The following is a 23,040-nucleotide window of genomic DNA, read 5'->3' as shown; positions in this document are numbered from 1 at the left end:
GTGCCACAGACTGAAACCGAGAACTGCGTTGCACACAACGGCTCGCTCATTCCGGTCCCTGGGCGCGATATCATGGCCCAGGCCTGGTATCAGGGTGGGCTCAGCCTAATGGATTTCACGGATCCGGAGAATCCGTTTGAGATTGCCTTCTTCGATCGTGGCCCGATGTCTGCCGATACGCTTTTTACTGGCGGTTACTGGTCAACATACTGGTTCAATGGCCGGCTCTACGGTGCTGAAATCATGCGGGGCATCGATGTTCTTCGTCTCACTCCAGGTGAGCACCTTTCTGCGGCCGAAATCCGCGCGGCAGAAGCTGTGGTGATGGATGAGTTCAATGCGCAGCTCCAGCCCAAAGTCGAGTGGGAGCCGTCGGTGGATGTCGCGCAGGCGTATGTAGATCAGATGGTGCGCGCCAACCGCATTTTGAACACCCGCGCCCAAGAGGTGCAACAGGTGCTCAACGGCAATGCTTCGGCGATGCGGCTAAACGAACTGGCGGCAATGCTTGAGGCTGATGTCGTGCTGATCGAAGCCCGTGAGCTCGGTGGCGATGCTGAACGTATGGGCAAGCTCGCGGCCGTGCTCAGGGGGATGGCTGCGCAACAATAGGCTAGTATTTGGGTGCCGGTGGGAGACTGGATAGGGCGTTGACCAGCATAACGAAGCCGGCTTCGCAGGAGAGAGGTGTGCCTTTTTGAGTCGTAATCTGCTCTGGTTGCCTTTTTCCTCCTTAGAGCTGTTATGCAGCTTTAAGCAGATACTGTTAACCAAGTTCGTGGTGTTCTGCTACCGGGCTTTTTTCTCTTCTTGTCAAGACTAAATAAGTTGCCATCCCAGCAAGTAGGCACACTAATGCAATTACATCCGCTATAAATACACGCTCTATCTCCGCATTGTACTACCAACCGACCAGGCAAGCCACATAAATGATACAACGCTCACAAAACCTGCAAGAAAAGCCAGGAGTTGCAAAGATTTATCAAAGGCTGCATACAATAAGAAGGAGCCGAGTAACCCAAACAGCATGGCCAGATGACGCATCAAGATCTCTATATTAGGCTCATCGAAAGAAATACCATAAAGTGCAGATAGGCGTTCATTTCCTATTACACTAGATAGAGGCAGTAGGTGTATAATGGCAACGATGATCAAGGAGCCTGTGATGATGTACCGCACTGTTTACCTCCATTTGTAAGATTCCCGAAGAACAGGCTCTTCCCCACTTTGCGTGCTACACATTTTATCTGTAAGCAAGCAACTTGAATTCTAAAGGGCGAATACGCTCAAAAATCAGCGTTTGGACGCCCTTTTTTGAATCGAACGCCATGTTTCTGAGATTAAGAATTCTAATATGTCCTACTTGGGGAAGAATCGGGGCTCTAACTATCTAAATGCGACTTAATTGGGCTTTCAGGGCCCAATCAAACATATTCTGGCAGCACGCAAAGTGGGGAAGAGCCAGAAAATCGGGAAGCTTACATACTTGGGCATTGCCCGCCAAAACTGGTCGCGCAGCAGACAGTATGGGTCGGCAGCGCATGCCTTTGTTATGTGGCGAAATGATAGAGTGAAGAGATTGTAATCCTAATTAAAGCCTTAATGAAGAGCCAGTTTTCCAGATAAATCCTGTAAAACTTGTTTCGCAGAATCATATCTATCACCTCGATTAGATGATGACATTCTTAATAGAACCGATTTAATAGGATTGCCTAGTTCCCCATCTACAATCTTTTTTAGATCATCTATGTTTGTGCCATTATATTCTACACCTGCAGTTACTTGCAACATAGTAATGCCAAGTTGATAAAGGTCAACATCCGTTGTCCATTGACCATGTACACCATCCGGAGGCAAGTATCCTTCAGTAGCTTTTCTAGTAACTACGGCATCTAACACACGCACGGAAATCCCAAAATCTATCAAAACAGCTCCGTTCTTTTGAGTATGGATAATATTCTCTGGTTTAATATCTCTATGAACATAACCATGTCTTGCTCTATTTATTTCTGACAGTTCTTCCGGTTTTAATTCGCTCTTGGATCTAAGCTGCTGTAGTTTCTCCTCATCTGGATGGAAAGAAATCAATGCGTTAAGCAGGTCAGTAAGTATATTATTTGCTTGAGTTTCAGAAAGACGTGAAGCTCTTTGACAATATCTACGTAACGTAGGGCCATTTAACAATTCCATTGCTAAATATAATGGCCCACTTGGAAGTCGACCATGATCTATGAATTTGACAATATTCGGATGTGTTATGTTTGCCAACACGTCAACTTCCCTTTGTAAACCTAATAATGATCCTTGATATAAAATCTTGAGAGCAACCTCTCTTTCTCTACCCTCTAATTCAGTTTTTGCTTTATAGACTCTTCCAAACCCTCCAGCCCTACCAATGGATTCTATAATCTCATAATTTTCGATTTGTGTTCCGCGCGGAAGAAATTCACTGTTCGAAACATGAAGCAAGTCTCTTGATTTTTTGGCATGCTGTCGTTGCAACCAAGTCTGTAAAAGCTCAATATTTAAGCTTGCTCCTGCAAAATCTCGCTCGATTAATCCATATCCTACTAAGTGGCCAACATCGTTTGGAAATACATCTACAAGTTCTCTGAACTCACCTACTTTTCCCAATGCGAAGGTTTCAAGAATGTAAAATTCGTCACTATAATAATCAGCCAACACATCAATCATCTGGCTCAGATCAGAATTTAGCTCAATCAGTAGTTCTTGAATCAAATTTTTGACAGTTTCTGGCGTAATTACTATTTCAGTATTTCTAGGAAGGAGCGATCTATGGATTATTGAGCCAAACTTTCTTAATAAAAAGGGATGGCCTCCCACAAGTCGAACTACTTCAATTAAAGCATCATTCGACCAGTTTAGTCCCATTTGCCGTCCAAGAGTTGAAAGCAGCTCTTCACATTCCTCAACATTTAAAGATGGTAAATAATATTTGCTAAAGAAATTGTACGCAGGGTTGTCTTGTCCATCAAGCTTGTTTTGCTCTATACAATGTGGGTTAGTACCAGTAACAAAAAAACTTAACCGTCCACGATGCTCCTGGCTAATAGCCCTAAGATATCTCCATATTCTTATGAAATCATTACCCCATTGTGATCCTGGTGACTCTGGAGACATTAATTCTATTTCATCAAATAATATAATGATATTCGAGTTCGTACTTGATATAATTTGACGAATGTCATGAAGAAACAATTCATACACAGACTCTGGGTTAAGTATTTCTGAAAAAAACTCATGTTTCCCAAACAGTCTAAGGTAACTCTTCTTTCTTAGCTTCTTATTTGAGTCAATTAAATGTTCTCCGATACTCCACAATAAGTAAGCTCCAGTTGAGTTAACTGAATCAATGAGTTGCACATCTACATGAGCATAAAAGATTGCAGAATTGGATTTTAGGGTGTCAATTATTCGGTAGATAAGAGATGTTTTACCCATCTTTCTCAGGCCAAATAGACCTATATTCACATCTCCGCTTTTTAAGTTGTCCGATAATTCTGATATTAAACTCTTCCTTCCAAAGAAGCCTTTTAAAGTCTTAATTGCAGTCGATATATTATACAGATCTTTAGAGTAAAATCTAGTTTGTAACTTTCTGATGAGGTCATCCTCTCCTTGAGGAGCCATCTTTCTCACCTCAGTAAACGAAAAGCCTATACAGTGTATCTGTATTTTCTCTGAAATTTCGACGGTTTTATTAAAAGTGTCACTATCTGCACCAAACAATAAAACAAAACCTTCATTGAGCCTAGGCCTATATTCACTCAATATTTCTTGAGCTCTCATCACAGTCCTTGCCTGAAACTCAGCAAATTCAGAAGCCCAGACAAGAATTTCTCTTGACGTATTTAAAATTTCAACGTGGTCAGAGCTTGGGCTTACAATAAATCCCCACAATAATTCTGAATGCTCATCTTTTACAATATTTACTATCTTAAATCCTGACGCCTCTAATACGGAAGCCAATAATTGTCTTGCTTCACTGCCATGAATAAATCGATTAATCCAATTATTATCTTTCGCCATGGTATTGGTTATTTGTTTCTTTCTATTTTCGCAGTAATCTACTAAGTCTTACTTCGATTGCTTGTTTGGCAAGACCTGCACTCGAATCGTACTTAATTCAAGAGCAAATACCTAATGTCAGAATAGCGATGATTATTTGTGCACTGAAAAGCAATGAAGCAATTATAAGAATGGATCTCGAGACAGAGGGTTCAATCTACATCGTGAGGCTGTCAGGGAGGACTCATATATACCTTAAATCATTATTCAAATTTTGACACAGTGCGCTAACATGATTATAAATCCTGTCGTTCCAAATACAATACAAGACGGTAACAATACAAGACGGTAAACTGTCAAGAATAGATCAACCGGAAAACAGCCGCATAACGGCCCGGCCATAATCCGCCAGCCACTGAGGGCAGGTCGTTGTGACCTATCCCCGAAAAACAGGAACGATTGAACCTGTAATTTTCTAATTTAGGGGAGCTATGAAAAAGTCCAGATTTACCGAGACCCAGATCCTGAAAATCCTGCGTCAATACGAGGCTGGAATCAAAGTGGCAGATCTGTGCCGCGAACACGGCATCAGCCAGGCGACGTTCTATAACTGGAAAAGCAAGTACGGAGGTATTGAAGCCTCGGAGCTGAAGCGGCTCAAAGAGCTTGAGGCAGAGAATCGCAAGCTCAAGCAAATGTATGCTGACGTGGCCTTGCAACGCGATGCGCTCAAGGACCTCATTGAAAAAAAGTTCTAACCCCGCCAGAGAAGCGAGACGGGATTGACTACCTGCGAAAGCTTGGAATAAGCGTACGCACAGCCTGTCTGCTCATTGGTCTGAGTACATCGGGGTACTACTACCGCAGCAAACCACGCGATGATATTCTTATCGTTGATAAGCTTTCGGGCCTGGCAGATAAGCATCCCGATTGGGGATTCTGGAAGATGTACCGTTACCTGAGAGAAAACGATCATCAGTGGAATCACAAACGTGTTTATCGCATCTACGGTGAAATGCGGCTGAAACACCGCCGTAAGCATAAGAAACGATTGCCAGCGCGTGTTAAGGAGGTTTTGCTTCAGCCTCTGGCGCCCAATTACAGTTGGTCGATGGACTTTATGGCTGACAGCCTGGTAAACGGACGCCGTTTTCGTGTGCTCAATATCATCGATGACTTCAACCGGGAAGTGCTCTCAATGACAATCGACACATCCATTCGCAGCCAGCGAGTGGTGCGAGAATTATCGAACCTGGTGCAGTGGCTAGGTAGACCAGAATCGATACGGGTAGACAACGGGCCAGAGTTTATTGCCGGGTACATGAAAAACTGGAGCAAGGAGTATGGCGTCCGGTTGCAGTTTGTTCAGCCAGGCTCACCAACGCAGAACGCCTTTGTAGAGCGTTTTAACCGAACCTACCGAGAAGCGGTTTTGAATCGCTATTTATTTGAGAATCTCTCCCAAGTAACGGCGCTCAGTCGGGAGTGGATGTGGAGCTACAACCATGAGCGGCCACATGACAGCCTGGGATACAAATCGCCACGCAGGTTTCTGAGCCAGCGATCCGACCCTGGGAAATACCCATGTTTTATGCAGTAACCAAACCTGTTTTTTTCTAACTTCAATCGTTCCTGTTTTTCGGGAAGCTTACAATAGGTCAAAGCTTATCCATATACCCGGTCCGTACCAGTGATACACGTAACTACTATTATACAGAAATAGTCTGCATAATTCTGGTTTCGAATCGGTATAACTCTCCTGAGGTCAATAAGGTAAGTAATATATAAACATGTGTTTAGCAGAGGTGACGAAGTCTTATGCCGACTAATTCTGTATAATTCCGGCCCATCACATGGAGGTATCCAGCCCACGTTGCGATGCGCGATTTAGCAGGTTTGCGATGTAGGGATATGTTTTGACAGCGAGGATACTGAAAGCCACAATGCCAAGGAAATCGCTGAGTAGATCCAGATAGGAAAACGTACGGGTGCGGATGAACATGTGGGTTATTTCTTCGAGCACCACACAGACCAGCACGATGACGCTCCCGTTGAGGATGCGAAAGCGACCGAGCGTAAACGTCTTGCAGGCCAGCAACAGGTTGACCAGGTAGGCAAAGGTGCCCATCACAAAAAAGTGCCCCAGCTTGTCGCCGGCAGGTATAGTGTGCACCGTATCCAGAATAATATTGGAGCCCCCCGTGTTAGCCACGTGGATAATCCACGCAACAAAGGCGGTGAAGCCGATAACTACAATTCTTAGAAACATGATTTTTGAGTGCCGAGTGCCGAGTGTCGAATTGCACCGAAAAAACGCGGCATTCGTCACTCGAAAATCGGCATTTGATTTTAGGCCAGCCCGAAAAGAAAGGGCATGACGAACACAATGAATATCGTCCAGACCGCATAAAGCGGCAGGTAGCGGGTGATCCAGTTTTCGACAACCTGCATGTCCATTTTGCCGCGCAAGAAGCCGGCGTAGTAATACAGGATGCCGGCCAGGTTGCCAAATACCAGCAAGTTGGCGCCGAGCACAGCGAGTCGGTTTGGCGTCAGGCCGTACGAGGCCAGCCGGAATACAATGGCAGAGAGCGCGATCATATCCACCACGAGGGCAACCACTACCAGCGCGATTGCGATGTAGTCGCTCACGATCCGGGTTTCGCTGGTGGGCCGTTCCGAGATCGTGAAAACTGTGATGGCGAGTACACCCATCAACATGGCGTTAAAGACTATTAAAAAATCGCGGTCGGTAAAAGGACTCTTGCCCTGAATACCATTGGCAATCAAAAAGATCGTTAGGGTAATCAGTACGAGCGGACTGAATATTTTGGCAAAGGTTGGCGCCAATCGCTGTCCCGATTCCAGGCGCTGGATGGCTACATAAGTTGCGACAAGTGGGGCAGCCACTGCGCCGTAAACCACTACGTTTTTGAAATACCAGTCTTCAATGCGCAGGCCAATCACGTTGAAGAGTCCGAGGGTTATGCCGGTGAGGATGCCACCACCAATCAATGTCAAAACGGTATAAATGACCATTTCGCCGTTGAATTTGAGGTAATCCATGCGCGGCGCGAGGGCCCTGTAATTATTACCGGCAAAAGCAATCCCGACTAAAGTCCACAGAAAAAATGGCAGGTGGATACAGGCAAGCACCATAGTATCCGATTGATCCAAATCAATCTGCATGGCATTGATAAACAACGCCGCACCGCCGATGGCGAGGCTGAGGCCAATGACGGTGGAGCGTTCAACGGTATTTTTGAACATGAAATAACAGGCCAGCGCCGGCAGCACAAAAAAACCTAGGTTGCGCGGGTAGAACATCTCTTCGTCGATCCCCCCGAAAAAATGTGGGAGTTTTGCCAGGGTACCACTCACAAGTGCGAGCAGGATGATGAGCATAATTTCGCTCGGCCGGTGCAGAAACGACGTGCCCTGGCGCTGGCGCATTGGCTTGTCGAATTGTAGCCGTGCCTGCCAGACTTCCAGTACGGTTGAGGACGGGTTGGCGTGAAAAACGGCGTCGAATTCTCTCGTGAAATGCTCGGGAGACTGCCGGTAAAGCTTCTCCAACGCCTCCGGATCTTCCAGATTAGATTCTATGGTTTGTTTGATAGACATCGTTTTCTTACGTGATTCCGTACGATCGTGTATTCGTGTATTCGTGTATTCGTGTATTCGTTAGGCACATCCTCCCTCCAAACTCTTCGCTCCAAACTCTTCCCTCCAAACTCTTCCCTCACCCCTTCGTCATCTTAATAATCTGCTCCATCTGGTTCAGGTAGTCGTTGAGGGCATCGCGCCCTTTGTCGAGCAGGCTGAATTCGGTTTTTGGGGTGCGGCCGTCGAATGACTTTTCCACTTTGATGTAGCCCGCGTCTTCCAGCTTGCGTGCGTGCACGCTCAGGTTGCCGTCGGATGTGCCGAGCAATTCTTTCAGTTCGTTGAATGTCAGCGTATTGCTTGCTGCAAGTGCGCTCACAATGCCAAGCCGGATGCGTTCGTGAATCAGCTTGTCGAGTGCGCTTGGAAACGACTTTATGCTGGTTTCTCCTTTTTTGCGCCGCATACGGGGTTTGCGCCGGGTTGGTTTATCCGCCATGGTTTTTCACGATTATGAGTCCAAATGCAATGTGAAGGCCGCCAAATGTGGCTGCCATCAAGGGGTCGCCCCAGGTAAAGGGCAGGAAGAGTGCTGCAGCGCCAAGGCCGAGAAAAAGCATGCCCATAATGGGAATGATTCTGACGGAATATGCACCGCCGGCAACAACGCTGGTGCCGTACATCAGCATCCAGGTGCCGGGCAGCAATCGCGGCTCGCTCGCGTGCCAGAGGGCTATGGTCATCGCTGCGCCTACAAACAGAGGTGGCAGAAAATTGACTAAAAACTTCCGACCTGGACCACTAAGTAGCGGTGCCTGTGCTTTTCTGGATTTCATGATCAGTGCCACCGTCCCCAGCAGGGCTGCCGTGGCAGCAACAACCATCCAGGTGATAAGCCATGCTTCCCGGGTTGTTGTTGTATTGGCAATGTAGGCTGCGATGAGTGCGCAAACGCCCATAGCAACAGCACCCCAGCCGGGGACTGCCGTAAAGGTACCGCTGCGTGCCATCACGTCGCGGATGAATTTTAACTGTTCTTCTGCCTGCGGCTCTGGTGTTGCCGGCGGTCGCTCGGGGGTGCTTCGGCTGATCGGATCTCGGTCTTGTGTCATAGTAAAATAAGGTGTCTGTAAAGCGCTTTACGATGCAAAGTGAATTGAGTTTCGGATGGGCTGTGGTTTTTTTAAGGGTGGTATAGGCTCTCCCCGTGCGGTTTAGCTGTGCTGTATGTGCTTGAAAGGCTGGGTTTGGGTTCTGTAGGTGGGCTAACTTCGCTAACCCACCCCGCCCTTCGGGCACCCCTCCAGGGGAGGGGAATATGCTGGCAACCCGGTGCAAAGAATACTATAGCCTGTTCTCTGGAACGTGGATGGGTTTTATTAGATAGCCTTGGTGTGGCGTCAGTAAGAGAAGCCGCCTTTGGTACCGCCAAATAGATCGATCAAGGTACACGACAAAACATTCAACCTTAAACCAGCAACCTTCAACCTCAAACACGCAGTGTTTGCCCTAGTACGTAGACTTGATGGCGCCGAAGGCGGCGAAGCAGGAGTTCTTGTGGAGGATTTCTGTGTGGTCGAAGCCGGCTTGTTTGAGGAGATCCAGTTGGTAGGTGACAGGACGTGGGGAGTCTTCTTTTTCGATGTAGGCGAATACTTTGTCTCGATACGCAGGGCCGTCGAGTGATTCCAGGTAGTCTCCGTACCGGTGCCACATGAAGGCTTGTATGGCTTCGTGTTCGTGGCTGACGAGATCTGTAATCCATACGCTGCCGCCGGGCGCGGTAAGTGCGTAGATTTTCTCGAAGGCGATGCGCCAATCCCAGTCATCGCGCAGGTGGTGCAATACGGCGGCGGCGAGTATTACATCGTACTGTTCGGTGGGTAGTTTAGCCGCCCGGAAGTCTGCCTGAAAGGTTTGGACGGTGCCCGTCGTGAGTGGAGCAACACGCGCTGCAGCCCTGTCGAGCATCGGTTGGCTGAGGTCGAGCAGATCGCAATGCACTGCCTCATGGGTACATTGCTGGAGCAGTTTGATGGTGTTGTTGCCGGCGCCGCAGCCAATATCGAGCACATGGGTGATGTTGGGCGTCGCCGCAATAGCTGCCTCGGTAATCAGCGCCATGGAGAGCGGGGCATCGATAGTAGCTTGCTGGCCAGTTTCCAGGTTGGAGAAGCGCTCTACGTCATTGTCAAAGCGCGCGCGGATTTCAGCGATACTGGATTTCTTGGTGGTCATGTGTGGGATTTGTTTTGGGTGCTGCATTCACACCAATCACCCAACCCGTGCAAACCCAAGGCTGCGGTGGTGATAAAAGGCCTGAAAGTAGGCGCGGGTGAGTTCGTGTTCGGGGTCGCGCATGTGTGGGTCTCGTTTGAGGAGTTCAAATGCGGCTTCACGTGCTTGCACAAGCAGTTCGACGTCGACGGTGATGTCGGCTATCTTCAGGTCGGGCAGGCCGCTTTGTCGGGTGCCAAAAAAGTCGCCGGCGCCGCGGAGCTTCAAGTCTGCTTCGCTAATTTTGAAGCCGTCTGTAGTGCTGACCATGGTGGTCAGGCGCTCTTCTGCTTCGGCGGTTCTTTTATGGTCTGCCATCAAAATGCAATAGCTCTGGTTGCCACCCCGGCCAACGCGGCCGCGGAGCTGGTGGAGTTGGCTGAGGCCGAACCGCTCAGCGTGCTCGATCAGCATAACGGTGGCATTGGGCACGTCGACGCCAACTTCGATGACGGTGGTTGCAACGAGGATATCGGTCTCCCCGTTTTTGAACCGATCCATGGCCTCTTCTTTTTCGTAGGCAAAGAGCCGGCCGTGAACGAGGTCTACTTTATAGGGTCGGAATTTTTCTACCAGTTGCTCGTAGCCCGATTCCGCATCTTTGAGGTCGAGTTTTTCACTCTCTTCAACCAGCGGATAAACCACGTAACATTGCCGGCCTTCCCGCAATTGTTCTTTAATAAAGGCGTAAACTTCTTCGCGTCGTTTCTCTGTGCGGAGGCTGGTTTCAATGGGCTTGCGGCCGGCCGGCATTTCGTCCATAATGGTGACGTCGAGATCACCGTATAGCGTCATCGCAAGCGACCGGGGAATCGGTGTGGCTGTCATCAGAAGCATGTGCGGGTTGTTGCCTTTTTGCAACATCGCTGCCCGCTGCATAACGCCAAAGCGGTGCTGTTCGTCGACAATCGCCATCCCGAGATTTTGGAATACGATCCCATCCTGTATGACTGCATGCGTACCTACGGCTACCTGGGCTTTGCCTGTTGCAAGATCCTCAAGGATTTCTGTGCGCAAAGCTTTGCGCTGACCGCCAATCAGCAGGCGTACTTCAACACCGAGCGGCTCGAGGTATTTTTTGAGGTTGGCGTAATGCTGCTCCGCCAGAATTTCAGTGGGTGCCATAAAGGCGCTTTGAAAGCCGTTGTCGAGGGCGTGCAGCATAGCGGCAACGCCAACCACCGTTTTGCCACTGCCGACGTCGCCCTGTACCAGCCGGTTCATCTGGTGTCCGCTTTTGGTATCCGTTATAACATCGTTGAGGGCTTTCTTTTGCGCATTGGTAAACTCAAAAGGCAGCACTTCGTCGAGGAATCGTTTGAGGTAGTCCCCTTCTTTGTTGAATACGCTGCCGGCAACTTCTTGCTTTACCTGTCGGGTTACGCCAAGCATAAGCTGGATGAATAGCAGTTCTTCAAATTTGAGTCGTTCGCGTGCTTTGCCCAACTCGGGCTGGTTTTTGGGGAAGTGTGCCGCTCGTAGCGCAACGCGGCCTTCCATGAGGTTGTATTGCTCGACCATCCACGCCGGCAAAATCTCAGGTAGCCTGAGGCCATGCTCCTTGATAAGGCCATAAACCACTTTTCTGAAAGAGCGGCTGGAAAGACCAACCTTGTCAAATGCAGCACCGCCGGGGTAGAGGGGGATGATGCGGCCAGTTTCTAGAGAGGCACCGTCTGCGTCGAGTTTGTCGAAGTCGGGATGGGTGAGCGAGAATTGCCGGCCGTACAACTGTGGCTTGCCGTGGAAGGCAACGCGTTCGTTGGCTTTGAACACTTTGGCAATCCAGCCGGCCCGGTTAAACCACACGCACTTGATGCGTCCACCGCTTTCATCTTCAACAACCAATTCAAAGCGCGAGCGCCCGCGCATCGGCACCATGCCCGCTTTCGTAACGCGTCCAACGACGGTTACCGCGCCCGATTGGGGGGTGATGCTCTTGATCGGTGTCACTGTTGACCGGTCGAGGTAGCGCCGGGGGTAATACTGAAGCAGGTCGCGGTAATTGGTAACCCCTGCTTTTTCCAGTACCTCATATTTCCTTGGGCCTACTCCTTTAAGGAATTGAAGCGATTCCTGGAAAACGTCGATCGTCATGATGTGCTGCTATGCCTTGGAAAGACGGCTGTGGTAAAGGGGAATATAAGGACGATAGGAGTTTAATGCGGGAGGGTGTCAGCTTTATGGCATAGGCCGAGAGTAGAATGTCGAACACTGAACAAGGAACGCTGAGTTTCGAAGGGTCGTTTTTTTCACTCCTCACTCCTCACTCCTCACTCCTCACTCAATTCAGCCTTGGGTCTTCGGGGAAGTTGGCGAGGAGGGCGTATTCACCGCCGAGCCGGCGGAGTGTGTTGGCCCAGAGGGTTTCGGGGTCTTCGGGGAAAATGACCTGGTCGTCGGCCGGGGCGATGATCCAACTGTCTTGTTCGATCTCGGCATCGAGTTGGCCGGGCGTCCAGCCGGCGTAGCCGAGGAAGAAGCGGATGTCATCTGAAGAAGTAACCTCGTTCTCGACTTTCTTCTGGATGGTCTCGAAGTCGCCGCCCCAGTAAATCTGGTTGCCAATCTGAATAGACTCGCCCATGCCGGTGGTGTACCGGTGTAGCACGTGCAAGGTGTTGGGTTGTACCGGGCCGCCCATGCAAAGGGGGCCAGTGTAGAGGTCCATGCCTTCTACAACATCGGTGAGGCTAAGGGAAATAGAACGATTAAGAATGAGGCCAAAGCTACCATCAACGCCATGCTCGCAAAGCAACACAACGCTACGCTTGAAGTTCGGATCTTGCATCATAGGCGGAGCAATCAGGAGGGTACCTGTTGCCGGCGCCATGTCGGAAAGAGCCATGAGCCCCTTGGGTTGACTGAAAGTTTTTCCGTTAAACGTCGCACGGGATCAACGTTCCGGCTTACCCTTCTTTTTGCTCCTTAAGTAGTGCAGTGTGTGCGCCCATCCACCAATCTGCGTCGCGGGTAAGTTTGACGATGGTAATGGATTGAAAGTACGGGATCAGTTCGAACATGGCTTCGGGGACGCGCTGCCATTTGTTGGCAACAACGAGCTTGGTCAGTTTGTCCGAAATGATGCGGGTCCAGCGCCATTTTTCGCGAAGGCCCTCCGCTTTTTTCCAGTAGTTGCGTTCATCCCAGGCCTGCGCGCTTTCATCGATGGTTTTATAGATTTCACGCAGGTTGAAAATCAGAAAGGCGGTCATGTCTTTTGCTTCATCATCAAAAGAACTGCGCTGCGCCAGCAGGCGAAGTACTTCAGCACATGAACGCATGTTTGCGTTTCTCCGCTTTGCAGGGGTGTCTCCGGTTTGTATTATGCGAGCCATTCTCCAGGCTTTTTGGTTTAAGTATGGTGCAGTGCATCGCCTGTTGTATGCGATGAGGGTTTTGGTGCAGTTTTAATATACTACTTAATGCACAACGGTCATGCGGCGCGTTTGTCGGTTTGATCCGGCTTCGAGCGTATAAAGATACAACCCGCTGGGCAAGGAATCAGCTTGGAATGTTACCGAATAATTGCCAGCCGGCTGAAATTGATCAATCAACGTTTGTACTTCCTGTCCGAGTACGTTGTAAACCACCAGTTTTACAGCACTGGCCGTTGGCAGCGTGTACGGGATTGTCGTCTGGCTTTGAAACGGATTTGGGAAATTTGTGGCAAGTTCGAAACGGTTATCTGCCAACACCTCATCATCAATAGCAACGGGTAGCGACGTGGTGACAAACAGTGCGCGGACAGGGACCACGGTATTTTGCAGCGGGAATTCCTGTGCACCGCTGTCTGAGAACTGGATATCCCAAAGGGCGCCCCAGTTGCCATCACTCAAAACAACAAAAGACCGATCTTCTGTGGCGTATGTTGACGCGCCAACCACCATGTAGTTTGGATCATTGCCGGCTTCTGCATAACCGATGAAAATGGTAGCAGGCAAATTGGACAACTGATCCTGGTACGGTGTAAGGTCTACGCTGAAGTGGTTCAATGCTGAAGAACTGATGCCTGTTGTTCTGGGGTCAGTAACTGCCAATGAAAAAATCTCTGCACCGGGCCGGCCGTCACTGCCTGTTTCCCATACTTTGAGGGTGAGGTCTCGTGGTGCGTCGTCAGGTACGGTCGAGTTGTTAAACTGGTTAACAAAGTACGGTGAGAGGCTAACTTCCTGGAGGGTTGATTGCCCACCGTCGGGTACGTCGAACCGGGTTGCTACGGCGCCGTCAGCATCTGATCCGAGCGAGAAGAAGCCATCTGATGCAACCTGCCCGTTGTCAAACTGCACAGCGGTTGCGATTCCGTTTACTGGTGTGCCCCATTGTGCGTTATAGGTGAGGCCAACACGCGAGGTAAGTTCAGCTTTTACGTGGGTAACAATCAGGGTAAGGCTCGCGTAGTCGCCGGCATAGTAGGTTTCTTCCAGCGGAAGGGGTAAGTCTTCGAAGCTCGTCTCCCCGTTTGCTTTTTCAAGCAGCACCCGAACCGCAATGCGCGCCCGCAGCGCATCGAACGGGTCTATGGTATCCATGTTTAAAACGAAGTCAGCCACGTTGTCCCAGACCAGGTACGAAACCGCGCCGGCTTCAATAAAAGTTGTTGTTGTCGGGGTTTCTGTAGCAAATTGACCATCCACTTCTGTCGTTGGGATGGTGCCAATATTGGCATAGGTAGGATTGAGGTACTGGAAAGCGGGGTCAAGGCTGCCGTTGTTTAGCAGGTTAGCTGTGTGGTAGTCTTTAAGCAACTCCTCAAAGTCGAGACCTTGCTGGTTGATGATCTCTTCGTATCCGCGCCGCCCCCGGTTAGGATTCCTCGTGATTGCACCAAGGGCTTCCGGACTCATCCGCTCTGCCAGATACCCTGTAAACAGGCCGGCACGCTGGTAATCAAGTAGAATGTTATCGCCAGATTCCCATTCGAGCAGCCGAATGTTGTAGGTAGCCGGGTCACTCAGGAAAGACATGGTGCGGGAGGGATAGCCATTCATCACTTCTGCCCATTCAGACAAGCCTTCATTTATAAAGGTCTGCTCGAACAGGTCGTAGTTGTAATGAATCAGGTGCTGGTACTCATGGGCTGCCGTTGCCAGTACCGACGTAATCGGCCGGCTTGATATGCCCGGATTGGTGTCCAGATATAAAATGTCCTTGAAGTTGCCGTTGCCAGTTGGTGAAAGGTCTTCGGGAGTGACGAAGCCGGCGACAAAAAAATTGTTGTTGGATCCGCCTTCAGAAATATCATACAACAGAATATCCAGTTGCCCATCGCCATCGATGTTGGGCGGATTGCCAAAATAGAAATTGTTGTTCTCCACAATGCCTCGGGCCGGATCCACTGATGCGGCGGGCGTCGACAAAAGCAGGGCATCTTCCAGCGCAACGATATCTGCATCCGAGACATTACCGAGGCTCAGTTCGCCATCTTCAACCCAAATATTGGCGACGGCGCTGGTTGCTGAGAGCGTAAAGCTTTTTTCTTCCCATGACGGGTTGGTAGCCACGTTTTTCATAACGCGGAACGTGGCGCGGTCGCCGAGAGATTGCCGTATAGCTGTTGTGCCAGCCTTTTGGGTTGCTGTCTGTTTGTTGGCCTGAAAAACTTGCAGGGCTTCACGGGCTGCCGGCGTTTGCGCCAGTCGGTCTGTGATATGCAATACGTCCGGTGCGTTGATTTCCGAATTGCGCGGGGTATCGGGTATTTGTCGTGTGGCGTCCTGCGCGACGGCGGGTGTTAGGCAAACGGTGAATAAGGCAGCAAGGCAAAGGGATAGAGAAATACGCATGGTGCTTCCGGGCATATAAACAGTGCAGCTAAACAGTACGGCAGCGCATGGTGCAGGTAATAATCAATGGATGGGCATGCGCCTGGTTATCATTCTTGTGCTGCATAGAGGCAAAGGGTGTGCCTTTGCGGTGTTGGTTGCGTCTGGTTGCCGGCATTGTAGCTATACAGTGCAAGAAAACGGATTCCGCTGTAAAAGCAGGCGTAGTCCGTGCTGAACTTGTTTAGAATAGTATACACTGTAGGACAGGCAGATGCACAAGCTTTTGTGCGCGTTTACCTGCGGTTTTTGACGAATGTGAGGAGTTGGCTGGCAGAGAGGACGCGTAAAACAAACAAGCCGGCGATGAAGACAAGCAGCAAGGCAACCTCGAAGACAAAGGTTTGCAATGCTGGACGCAAGAACCAGGCTGCAAAAATACTGGCCGCAAGCAAGCAAGAACGGGCGACTGCGCCCCAGTCGTAAGGTACCGGGTAGAATTTCTTGACGATGTTGTAGAGCAGGAAGGCCATGAGTCCATATGCCAGGGTGGTTGCCCATGCTGCTGCAATCATGCCGTAATGTGGGACAACAAACAGGTTGATGCCCAGTGCGAGCAGGGCGCCAGCGAAGGTGCAGGTGGCAAAGTAGCGCGTCTTCTTTTCTATGTAGGCGCCGGCTGTAAAGTTGTAATACCAGCCCTGGAAGAAGTAAGCCAGCAGAATGACGGGTACGAGGTAAAGCGCAAACCAGTAGGTCTCCGGGATCAGTGTGCCGCGATTAGGCAGTCTGAGCATGACCAGTTCATCTATAAAGAACGAAATGGCGAGAAAGACCAGCAGGCTGGCTGCTGTGTAGAGGGTGAAGATGCGCGCGAAGAGCGGTTTGGCATCCGGGTCTTTGGCGTGCTGCAGAAAAAACGGCTGCCACGCAAACCTGAACATCTGGGCGACAAGCATCATGAAAACACCCAGTTTCCAGATACCGCCAAAGACGCCTACGATATAGTCTGTGGGCAGGGTCGAGGATTCGGGGCCAAACAATATGCGCGCCGGCAAGTAGTCGCCGTATAATTCGAGCACACGGCTGGACGGCATTTTGTCGAGAAAGATGGTGTTCACCCGGTCTACAAAGGCATAGCTGATACCGCTTGGGATAAACGGCAGGCCAAACAACATCAGTTGCTTCCAAAGGGAGACGTCAAAAGCAGCAACCAGCCGTTTGCTATACAGCGGAAGCAGCAGGACGAGTGTTGCAGCAGAGGCAGCAAGATTCGCAATGAAAACAGACTCGACGCCTTTATCGAGTACAAAAATTAAAAAGAGATTCAGGCCAACGTTGATGAGAATGTTGGTAAGCTTAAGTACCGCAAAGTAGATGGGGCGGTTTTGGAGTCGGAGGTCGGCAAACGGGACAATAGCCAGGGCGTCGAGGGTAAGAATGGCGGCGGCATAATAAAAGAGGTAGGACCAGGACAGGCCAATACCCACCAACTCACTCAGCGGATTTTGCGCGAGCACGAGCAGGCCGGATGTGCAAAGCGACAGGCCCAGCAGGGAGTAGCTGGCCGTACTGAATGTTTGTTTGACCTGGGCCGCATCACTTTGTCCGGAGGCGTATTTCAGGTAGGCTGCCTCCATGCCGTGCTGGTAAATGTGGTTGAGTACCGCAAAGGCCGTGAAAACAAGAATCACCACCTGGTAGAGTTCGGGGGCGAATACATTCAGGTAGATGGGGACTAGCAGGTAGTTGACGAGCCGGCCGACAATCGTGGAAATGCCGTAGATCGCAGTTTCAGAAGCGAGTTTTTTGATTCGGCTAAAAAAGGCCACAGGAAAGATGCAAAGTTGTGGAGTTACGGGAGATCTACTGCCGGCACCGATACGCCATCCGGGGGCGCTAAGTTCGGCGTGACAATGTAGCGCCCGGGTTGTAGGTGTAAGGTTACAGGGTTAAGGTTGATTGTTTTTTGCTTCGGTTGTGGAGTGCGGTGTAGCAGGCGTTTGGCGCATGGGTTTAATCCAAAGTGCCGAAAAAAAGTAAGCATTTCTCCCTATAGCTATTGGGATGTAACGACTGCTGCTATGTAAGTAAACTTCTAAAACCGTTATTGTTTTGAAATAGCATCAGTTAACAGGATCTTTACAATGTGGGTATGTGGATAACATCCCAAACAGGGTCGTGAGGATGTGGAGATCTTGTGGGTTTCTTTGGTAGGGTAGGGTGGAAAATGCTTAAATTCTTCGAATACAATGCAAAAACGAACAATTTGGAACGGACTTGTAACACATCGCTTTTGTGGAAAAAAAGTACTTGCAATCTGTTGCCGTACTCTTTTTATTATGTGTGGTATTGTTCAACGGACATATGCGGTTTGCTACGGTTTTTTAATAGCCGTTATTCAAGCCAATTGTAACGCTACTGAAACGAGCATGCTCCTCCCCATCCGCTGGCGCATGCATTCGTTTCTACGAGATCTTGCAACGGCATCTCTTATGGATCCAGCTGGCATTACAAAAGGCGTGTAACCACCACGGCAGTACCCGGAAAACTTTTCGAACAAAGCAAATATGTCTGTCCCAAGTAATAAGCATATTCTGTCACCTATGGGATCATCCACAAAAAAAGACAAGGTGCTCACTCAGGCGCCGCAAGCAGTTGCCTTGCGCAAAGGGTTGAAAATTGATAGGGTTTTCTCCACAGAGAACGAGCATCCATTTGATTCTGTAACGTTCGAAAAGCGGACGGCTGCGATCAAGAATCACAAAGGAGAAGCAATTTTTGAGCAGAAGGACGTTGAGTTTCCAACGACCTGGAGCCAGCTGGCCACAAACGTGGTTTCCAGTAAATATTTTTATGGCGACGTAAAATTCGCCGGCAAGGACCCTGCTAAAGGGGGGCGTGAGCATTCTCTCAAGCAACTGGTCCACCGCGTAACCAGGACCATATCTGATTGGGGATTGGAGCAAAACTATTTTGCATCCAAGCCAGACGCGGACCGGTTCTACGACGATCTAACCTGGTTATGTATCAATCAGTACGCGGCGTTCAACTCGCCCGTATGGTTCAACGTTGGATTGCATCACCAGTATGGTGTGCGCGACACAGGCAACAAAACCATTTATGCATGGACTAGCGCCTCCAACCGCGTTGTTGAAGTAGATCCCTATGAGCGCCCACAGGCCTCAGCCTGCTTTATCATTTCAGTCGAAGACTCAATTGACGATATCTGGCAATTGATGTCGGAAAGCGCCCGCCTGTTCAAGTATGGATCTGGCGTTGGTGCAGACTGGTCAAAACTTCGTTCTACCCAGGAGAAGCTCTCCGGTGGTGGACAGCCTTCCGGCCCCGTATCGTTTATGCGTGTGCAGGATGCAACCGGTGGTACCATCAAAAGTGGTGGCAAAACCCGCCGTGCTGCAATTATGCAGACCCTCAAATGCTGGCATCCAGACATTCTTGAGTTTGTAACGGCCAAGCAGGAAGAAGAGAGAAAAGCGTGGGCCCTGATTGAAGAAGGATACGATGGCTCCTTCAATGGTCCGGCTTATGGCTCGGTAGCTTTCCAGAATGTTAACCAGTCTGTGCGTTCGAATGACGTATTTATGCAGGCCGCAGTTGACAATACAAGTATGGATCTGCTTGCTGCCAAAGGTGGTGAGCCCGTAGGTAGCATCGATGCCCGCGACCTCCTCTATACAATTTCAGAGGGTACCCATGTTTGCGGTGACCCGGGTATGCAGTATGAAGACACCATCCAGAAGTGGCATACTGTAAAGAACTCTGGTCCGATCAACAGCAGTAACCCTTGTAGCGAGTACATGCACCTCGATAACTCTGCATGTAACCTCGCCTCTCTGAACCTTCGCAAGTTTCAGATGGAAGACGGCTCCTTTGATGTTGAGCGCTTCCGTGCTGCCAGCCGGCTGCTGATTACTGCAATGGAGATCCTTGTTGATAACGCAGGTTATCCTTCAAAATCCATTGCGAAGAACTCACACGACTACCGTCCACTTGGGCTCGGATTTGCAAACTTGGGCGCGCTCCTCATGGCGATGGGCCTGCCTTACGATAGCGATGAAGGACGCGCCGTTGCGGCCGCCATCATGGCAATCGAGCACGGCGAAGCGTATGCACGCAGCGCCGAGATTGCATCTAACGAGAAAATTGGCACGTTCGCCGGCTACAAGAAAAACCGTAAACCGATGCTCGAAGTTATGCGTATGCATCGGGACGCGGTAGAGGATATACATCCCAGCTGCCCAGCGTACCTGCGTGAAGCAGCACGGGAAACTATGGACCGCTGCGTATCCCTAGGGGAAGCGTTTGGCTATCGCAACGCACAGGCTACAGTACTGGCTCCCACAGGCACCATCGCTTTTATGATGGACTGCGACACAACCGGTATTGAACCTGATATTGCGCTTGTCAAATACAAATTGCTTGCAGGAAAAGGTGATGGCCTCCTGAAAATTGTAAACAATACAGTTCAGGTGGCACTTGTTCGGCTCGGGTACTCTGAGGCGGACACGCAAGCAATCCTCGATTACATTGAAGACAAGGATACCATTGAAGGGGCTCCCCACTTAAAGGAAGAACATCTCCCGGTATTCGATTGTGCCTTTAAGCCCTTCAATGGTGAGCGGTTCATTCATCACATGGGACACATCAAGATGATGGCTGCTACCCAGCCGTTCATCTCTGGTGCCATCAGTAAAACGGTTAACCTCCCTGAAGACTGCACCATTGAAGATATCATGGATGCCTACATTCAGGGGTGGAAGCTCGGACTTAAAGCGGTCGCCATATACCGTGAAAACTCCAAGCGTAGCCAGCCGCTTGCAACCCGTAAAGGGGGCAATACCAAAGGAAACGATGTGCCTGAGACGTCAGGTGATGGTGCCCTCGTTGCTGAGCCTGAGTTGGTTGAAAAGATCGTCGAGAAGATTGTCTACAAACCCATTCGCAAGCGCTTGCCTGATGAACGTCCTTCAGTGACACACAAGTTCTCGGTTGCCGGCCACGAAGGATACCTGCACATTGGCCTTTATCCTGATGAAGGGATGCCTGGTGAGATTTTCATCACCATGGCCAAGCAGGGGTCAACCATGGCCGGATTGCTGGATGCATTTGCCACGGCAATTTCTATTGCACTCCAGTATGGTGTACCGCTCGAAGATCTGTGCAACAAGTTTAGCCACACACGCTTCGAACCAAGCGGGTTCACCAACAACAAACAAATCCCGATTGCCAAGTCGATCATGGATTACATCTTCCGCTATCTGGCGCTGAAATTCCTCGGCCAGAATAAGGAAGAGGAAACCCAGGATTTTGACGCCACTGTGCAGGAGGCCAAAGCTGCTCCCAGTGAGCCAGCCCAGGATACCCCACAGATGACAATCGATCCAAAAAAAAAAACTGACTCGTTAGTTGGCCAGACACTAGAGGTGTTTTTGAATACACTCGATAAAGTAGAGCCTGTCGAAGCAACGCAAGTTGCCGTCAAGCCTGGTGCAACTTTTCAGAATCAGGCAGATGCTCCACCGTGCCACGTGTGTGGTACAATAACCGTGCGCTCAGGTGCATGTTATTCATGCCCAGCATGTGGAGCTTCTACCGGATGTGGATGAGGAGGCGATTGATCGCAGGGTAGGCGACGCCCGGTCTCTTTGTGGTGGGGAGATCGGGCGTTTCCTTTTTTAACCAAAATGTGTATCGTGCGTTTATACCCAGCCTAATCCCCCTTGGCCATGACGCACAAACTTGTTCTGTTCTCCACCTGCCTTCTGCTTGCCCCCTTTTCTGGCTGTCAGGATCAGTCGCAGGAAACGTCCTCGCCCAACGTCCTCTTTATTGCCATAGACGACCTACGTCCAGAGCTTGGTGCATACGGCAATCCGCACATCAAAACACCCCACATCGACCGGCTCGCTGCTGAAGGCGTCACGTTTATGCAGGCGTATGTCCAGCAAGCGGTCTGTAATCCCTCACGCGCAAGCCTCATGACCGGATTGCGTCCCGATTCGCTCCGGGTCTGGGACCTGCAAACGGACTTCCGGCAAACACTGCCCAATGTGGTTACGCTGCCGCAGTACTTCAAACAGCATGGCTATCACACCGCAGCCATTGGGAAAATCTACCACAATACTATCCCGGATGACCTGTCGTGGAGCGAACCCAAGCTGCACATCGACGGCTATCCCTTTGACCCGGATGCGGTCTATCGCCACCCGGATAACGTCGCAATCCAGGAAGCGCGCAAGACAGCCATTCTGGCGGAAGGCAATGAAGCCCGGTATATCGACCAGTACGGGCAGTGGTACCTGAAAGCCGGCTCAACTGAGCGGGTTGAAATGCCAGATGATGTCTATTACGACGGCGCCCAAACAGACGTAGCACTCGAAAAACTCGCAGAACTCAACGATCAGGATCAGCCGTTCTTATTTGCCATCGGTTACTACCGACCGCATCTGCCTTTTAATGCGCCGGCGCCCTATTGGGACATGTATGATCCTGCAGCCATTCCTGTCGCAATAAACCCGGATGTACCAACTGATGGCCCTGTTGTAGCTATCAACAACATGCGCGAACTGCGTGGGTACTCAGATTTTACCCAGGTGCCCCATCCATTTGATGGCGGCGTTAGCGCTGAAGACGCTCGCAGGCTAAAGCATGGATACTATGCTTCTGTGAGTTACATCGATGCACAGGTTGGCCGGCTCCTCGACGAACTCGAAGCCCTGGGCATTGCAGATAACACCATCGTTGTTTTATGGGGAGACCATGGCTGGAAGCTCGGCGAGCACAACAGCTGGGGTAAAATGACAAACTACAACATAGATACCCGCGCACCGCTTGTCATCCGGGCCCCTGGCAGCCATGCAGATGCATTACAGGTTGATCAGATGGTGGAATTTGTAGATATCTATCCATCGCTCAGTGAACTGGCCGGATTGCCTGTATCCCAGCACCTGCAGGGCAACAGCTTTGTGCCGCTACTCGATAACCCCAATCAATCGTGGAAGCCAGCGGTGTTCAGTCAGTTTTTGCGCGAAGGCATCTGGGCAGCACCCGATGGTGAGGAATACATGGGCTACAGCATGCGCACCGACCGGTATCACTACGTACGATGGATCAACTGGCAGACCAAAGAATTTGCCGCCACTGAGTTGTATGATTTGCGTGCAGATCCAGAGGAGACTACCAATCTTGCCGGTGTGCCGAATTACCAGGACACCCTCGAAGCGTTAGCAAACCAGTGGGCACAAGGGTGGCGTGCGGCACAGCCAGATGTTTAGCTAAAAAGTTTGCCCAAATCGGTTTGTGGTTGCCTTGTTGTGCCTCTATTTATGATAAGAAGCCT

The 23,040-nt window shown here is 50.1% G+C and carries 16 protein-coding genes; 4 read left to right on the top strand and 12 right to left on the bottom strand.

Annotated features, from left to right (window positions below; all coding sequences use genetic code 11):
• The coding region (locus AAF564_00735; protein MEM8484035.1) for a hypothetical protein at positions 1–612 on the top strand (612 nt) is incomplete at its 5' end.
• Between the two features lie 273 nt (positions 613–885).
• Here the strand turns inward: AAF564_00735 and AAF564_00730 are convergent.
• Together AAF564_00730 and AAF564_00725 are read right to left on the bottom strand one after the other, a co-directional pair.
• Positions 886–1,155, bottom strand: a complete 270-nt coding sequence (locus tag AAF564_00730; GenBank protein MEM8484034.1) for a phosphopantetheine adenylyltransferase — start codon at positions 1,153–1,155, stop codon at positions 886–888.
• Between the two features lie 444 nt (positions 1,156–1,599).
• A complete protein-coding gene (locus AAF564_00725) occupies positions 1,600–4,050 on the bottom strand; it encodes a protein kinase (GenBank protein ID MEM8484033.1) in 2,451 nt (816 codons plus the stop codon).
• 470 nt (positions 4,051–4,520) lie between these two features.
• On the opposite strand from AAF564_00725, the gene AAF564_00720 reads away from it, so the two are divergent.
• Positions 4,521–5,629 (top strand): IS3 family transposase gene (locus AAF564_00720; protein MEM8484032.1). Its coding sequence is split into 2 segments (ribosomal slippage): positions 4,521–4,773 and positions 4,773–5,629, totalling 1,110 coding nucleotides; the frame shifts between segments, so codons are not numbered across the junction.
• Positions 5,630–5,878: 249 nt separating this feature from the next.
• Here AAF564_00720 and AAF564_00715 read toward each other — a convergent pair.
• The 10 genes from AAF564_00715 to AAF564_00670 all read right to left on the bottom strand — a co-directional run bounded on the left by AAF564_00715 (position 5,879) and on the right by AAF564_00670 (position 17,509).
• On the bottom strand, positions 5,879–6,298 hold the full coding sequence (locus tag AAF564_00715; GenBank protein ID MEM8484031.1) for a VanZ family protein: 420 nt from the start codon (positions 6,296–6,298) through the stop codon (positions 5,879–5,881).
• 80 nt (positions 6,299–6,378) lie between these two features.
• Positions 6,379–7,653, bottom strand: coding sequence for a DUF4153 domain-containing protein (locus tag AAF564_00710; GenBank protein MEM8484030.1), 1,275 nt, complete (start codon positions 7,651–7,653; stop codon positions 6,379–6,381).
• 118 nt (positions 7,654–7,771) lie between these two features.
• Positions 7,772–8,134 (bottom strand): transcriptional regulator, encoded by a 363-nt coding sequence (locus AAF564_00705; GenBank protein ID MEM8484029.1) that lies wholly within the window; start codon positions 8,132–8,134, stop codon positions 7,772–7,774.
• On the bottom strand, positions 8,124–8,747 hold the full coding sequence (locus tag AAF564_00700; GenBank protein MEM8484028.1) for a hypothetical protein: 624 nt from the start codon (positions 8,745–8,747) through the stop codon (positions 8,124–8,126). The genes AAF564_00705 and AAF564_00700 overlap by 11 nt, the downstream gene beginning before the upstream one ends.
• Positions 8,748–9,144: 397 nt before the next feature.
• Positions 9,145–9,873, bottom strand: coding sequence for a class I SAM-dependent methyltransferase (locus AAF564_00695; GenBank protein ID MEM8484027.1), 729 nt, complete (start codon positions 9,871–9,873; stop codon positions 9,145–9,147).
• 36 nt (positions 9,874–9,909) lie between these two features.
• Positions 9,910–12,009: an ATP-dependent DNA helicase RecG gene (gene recG / locus AAF564_00690; protein MEM8484026.1), complete on the bottom strand. Its 2,100-nt coding sequence runs from the start codon at positions 12,007–12,009 to the stop codon at positions 9,910–9,912.
• A gap of 187 nt (positions 12,010–12,196) precedes the next feature.
• Positions 12,197–12,760 carry a YqgE/AlgH family protein gene (locus AAF564_00685; protein ID MEM8484025.1) on the bottom strand — a complete coding sequence of 188 codons (564 nt, stop codon included), beginning with the start codon at positions 12,758–12,760 and terminating at the stop codon, positions 12,197–12,199.
• Positions 12,761–12,821: 61 nt separating this feature from the next.
• Positions 12,822–13,196, bottom strand: a complete 375-nt coding sequence (locus AAF564_00680) for a hypothetical protein (GenBank protein ID MEM8484024.1) — start codon at positions 13,194–13,196, stop codon at positions 12,822–12,824.
• A gap of 138 nt (positions 13,197–13,334) precedes the next feature.
• On the bottom strand, positions 13,335–15,698 hold the full coding sequence (locus AAF564_00675) for a T9SS type A sorting domain-containing protein (GenBank protein ID MEM8484023.1): 2,364 nt from the start codon (positions 15,696–15,698) through the stop codon (positions 13,335–13,337).
• Between the two features lie 275 nt (positions 15,699–15,973).
• On the bottom strand, positions 15,974–17,509 hold the full coding sequence (locus AAF564_00670; protein MEM8484022.1) for a polysaccharide biosynthesis C-terminal domain-containing protein: 1,536 nt from the start codon (positions 17,507–17,509) through the stop codon (positions 15,974–15,976).
• Positions 17,510–18,283: 774 nt separating this feature from the next.
• Between AAF564_00670 and AAF564_00665 the strand changes: the two genes are divergently transcribed.
• Complete coding sequence (locus tag AAF564_00665; GenBank protein ID MEM8484021.1) at positions 18,284–21,307, top strand: vitamin B12-dependent ribonucleotide reductase; 3,024 nt, start codon at positions 18,284–18,286, stop codon at positions 21,305–21,307.
• Between the two features lie 120 nt (positions 21,308–21,427).
• On the top strand, positions 21,428–22,975 hold the full coding sequence (locus AAF564_00660; protein MEM8484020.1) for a sulfatase: 1,548 nt from the start codon (positions 21,428–21,430) through the stop codon (positions 22,973–22,975).
• Positions 22,976–23,040 lie beyond the last annotated feature (65 nt).

This window comes from Bacteroidota bacterium (assembly GCA_039111535.1).
In the GTDB taxonomy this organism is placed as follows: Bacteria; Bacteroidota; Rhodothermia; order Rhodothermales; family JAHQVL01; genus JBCCIM01.
Note: the sequence above shows the minus strand (reverse complement) of the source record. Positions and strands in the feature narration are given on the sequence as shown.

Excerpts from the sequence above, each read along its gene's own strand:
- AAF564_00725 (MEM8484033.1), bottom strand. The coding sequence starts at position 4,050 with ATGGCGAAAGATAATAATTGGATTAATCGATTTATTCATGGCAGTGAA.
- AAF564_00715 (MEM8484031.1), bottom strand. The coding sequence starts at position 6,298 with ATGTTTCTAAGAATTGTAGTTATCGGCTTCACCGCCTTTGTTGCGTGG.
- AAF564_00710 (MEM8484030.1), bottom strand. The coding sequence starts at position 7,653 with ATGTCTATCAAACAAACCATAGAATCTAATCTGGAAGATCCGGAGGCG.
- AAF564_00705 (MEM8484029.1), bottom strand. The coding sequence starts at position 8,134 with ATGGCGGATAAACCAACCCGGCGCAAACCCCGTATGCGGCGCAAAAAA.
- AAF564_00700 (MEM8484028.1), bottom strand. The coding sequence starts at position 8,747 with ATGACACAAGACCGAGATCCGATCAGCCGAAGCACCCCCGAGCGACCG.
- AAF564_00695 (MEM8484027.1), bottom strand. The coding sequence starts at position 9,873 with ATGACCACCAAGAAATCCAGTATCGCTGAAATCCGCGCGCGCTTTGAC.
- recG (MEM8484026.1), bottom strand. The coding sequence starts at position 12,009 with ATGACGATCGACGTTTTCCAGGAATCGCTTCAATTCCTTAAAGGAGTA.
- AAF564_00685 (MEM8484025.1), bottom strand. The coding sequence starts at position 12,760 with ATGGCTCTTTCCGACATGGCGCCGGCAACAGGTACCCTCCTGATTGCT.
- AAF564_00680 (MEM8484024.1), bottom strand. The coding sequence starts at position 13,196 with ATGCGTTCATGTGCTGAAGTACTTCGCCTGCTGGCGCAGCGCAGTTCT.
- AAF564_00675 (MEM8484023.1), bottom strand. The coding sequence starts at position 15,698 with ATGCGTATTTCTCTATCCCTTTGCCTTGCTGCCTTATTCACCGTTTGC.
- AAF564_00665 (MEM8484021.1), top strand. The coding sequence starts at position 18,284 with ATGGGATCATCCACAAAAAAAGACAAGGTGCTCACTCAGGCGCCGCAA.
- AAF564_00660 (MEM8484020.1), top strand. The coding sequence starts at position 21,428 with ATGACGCACAAACTTGTTCTGTTCTCCACCTGCCTTCTGCTTGCCCCC.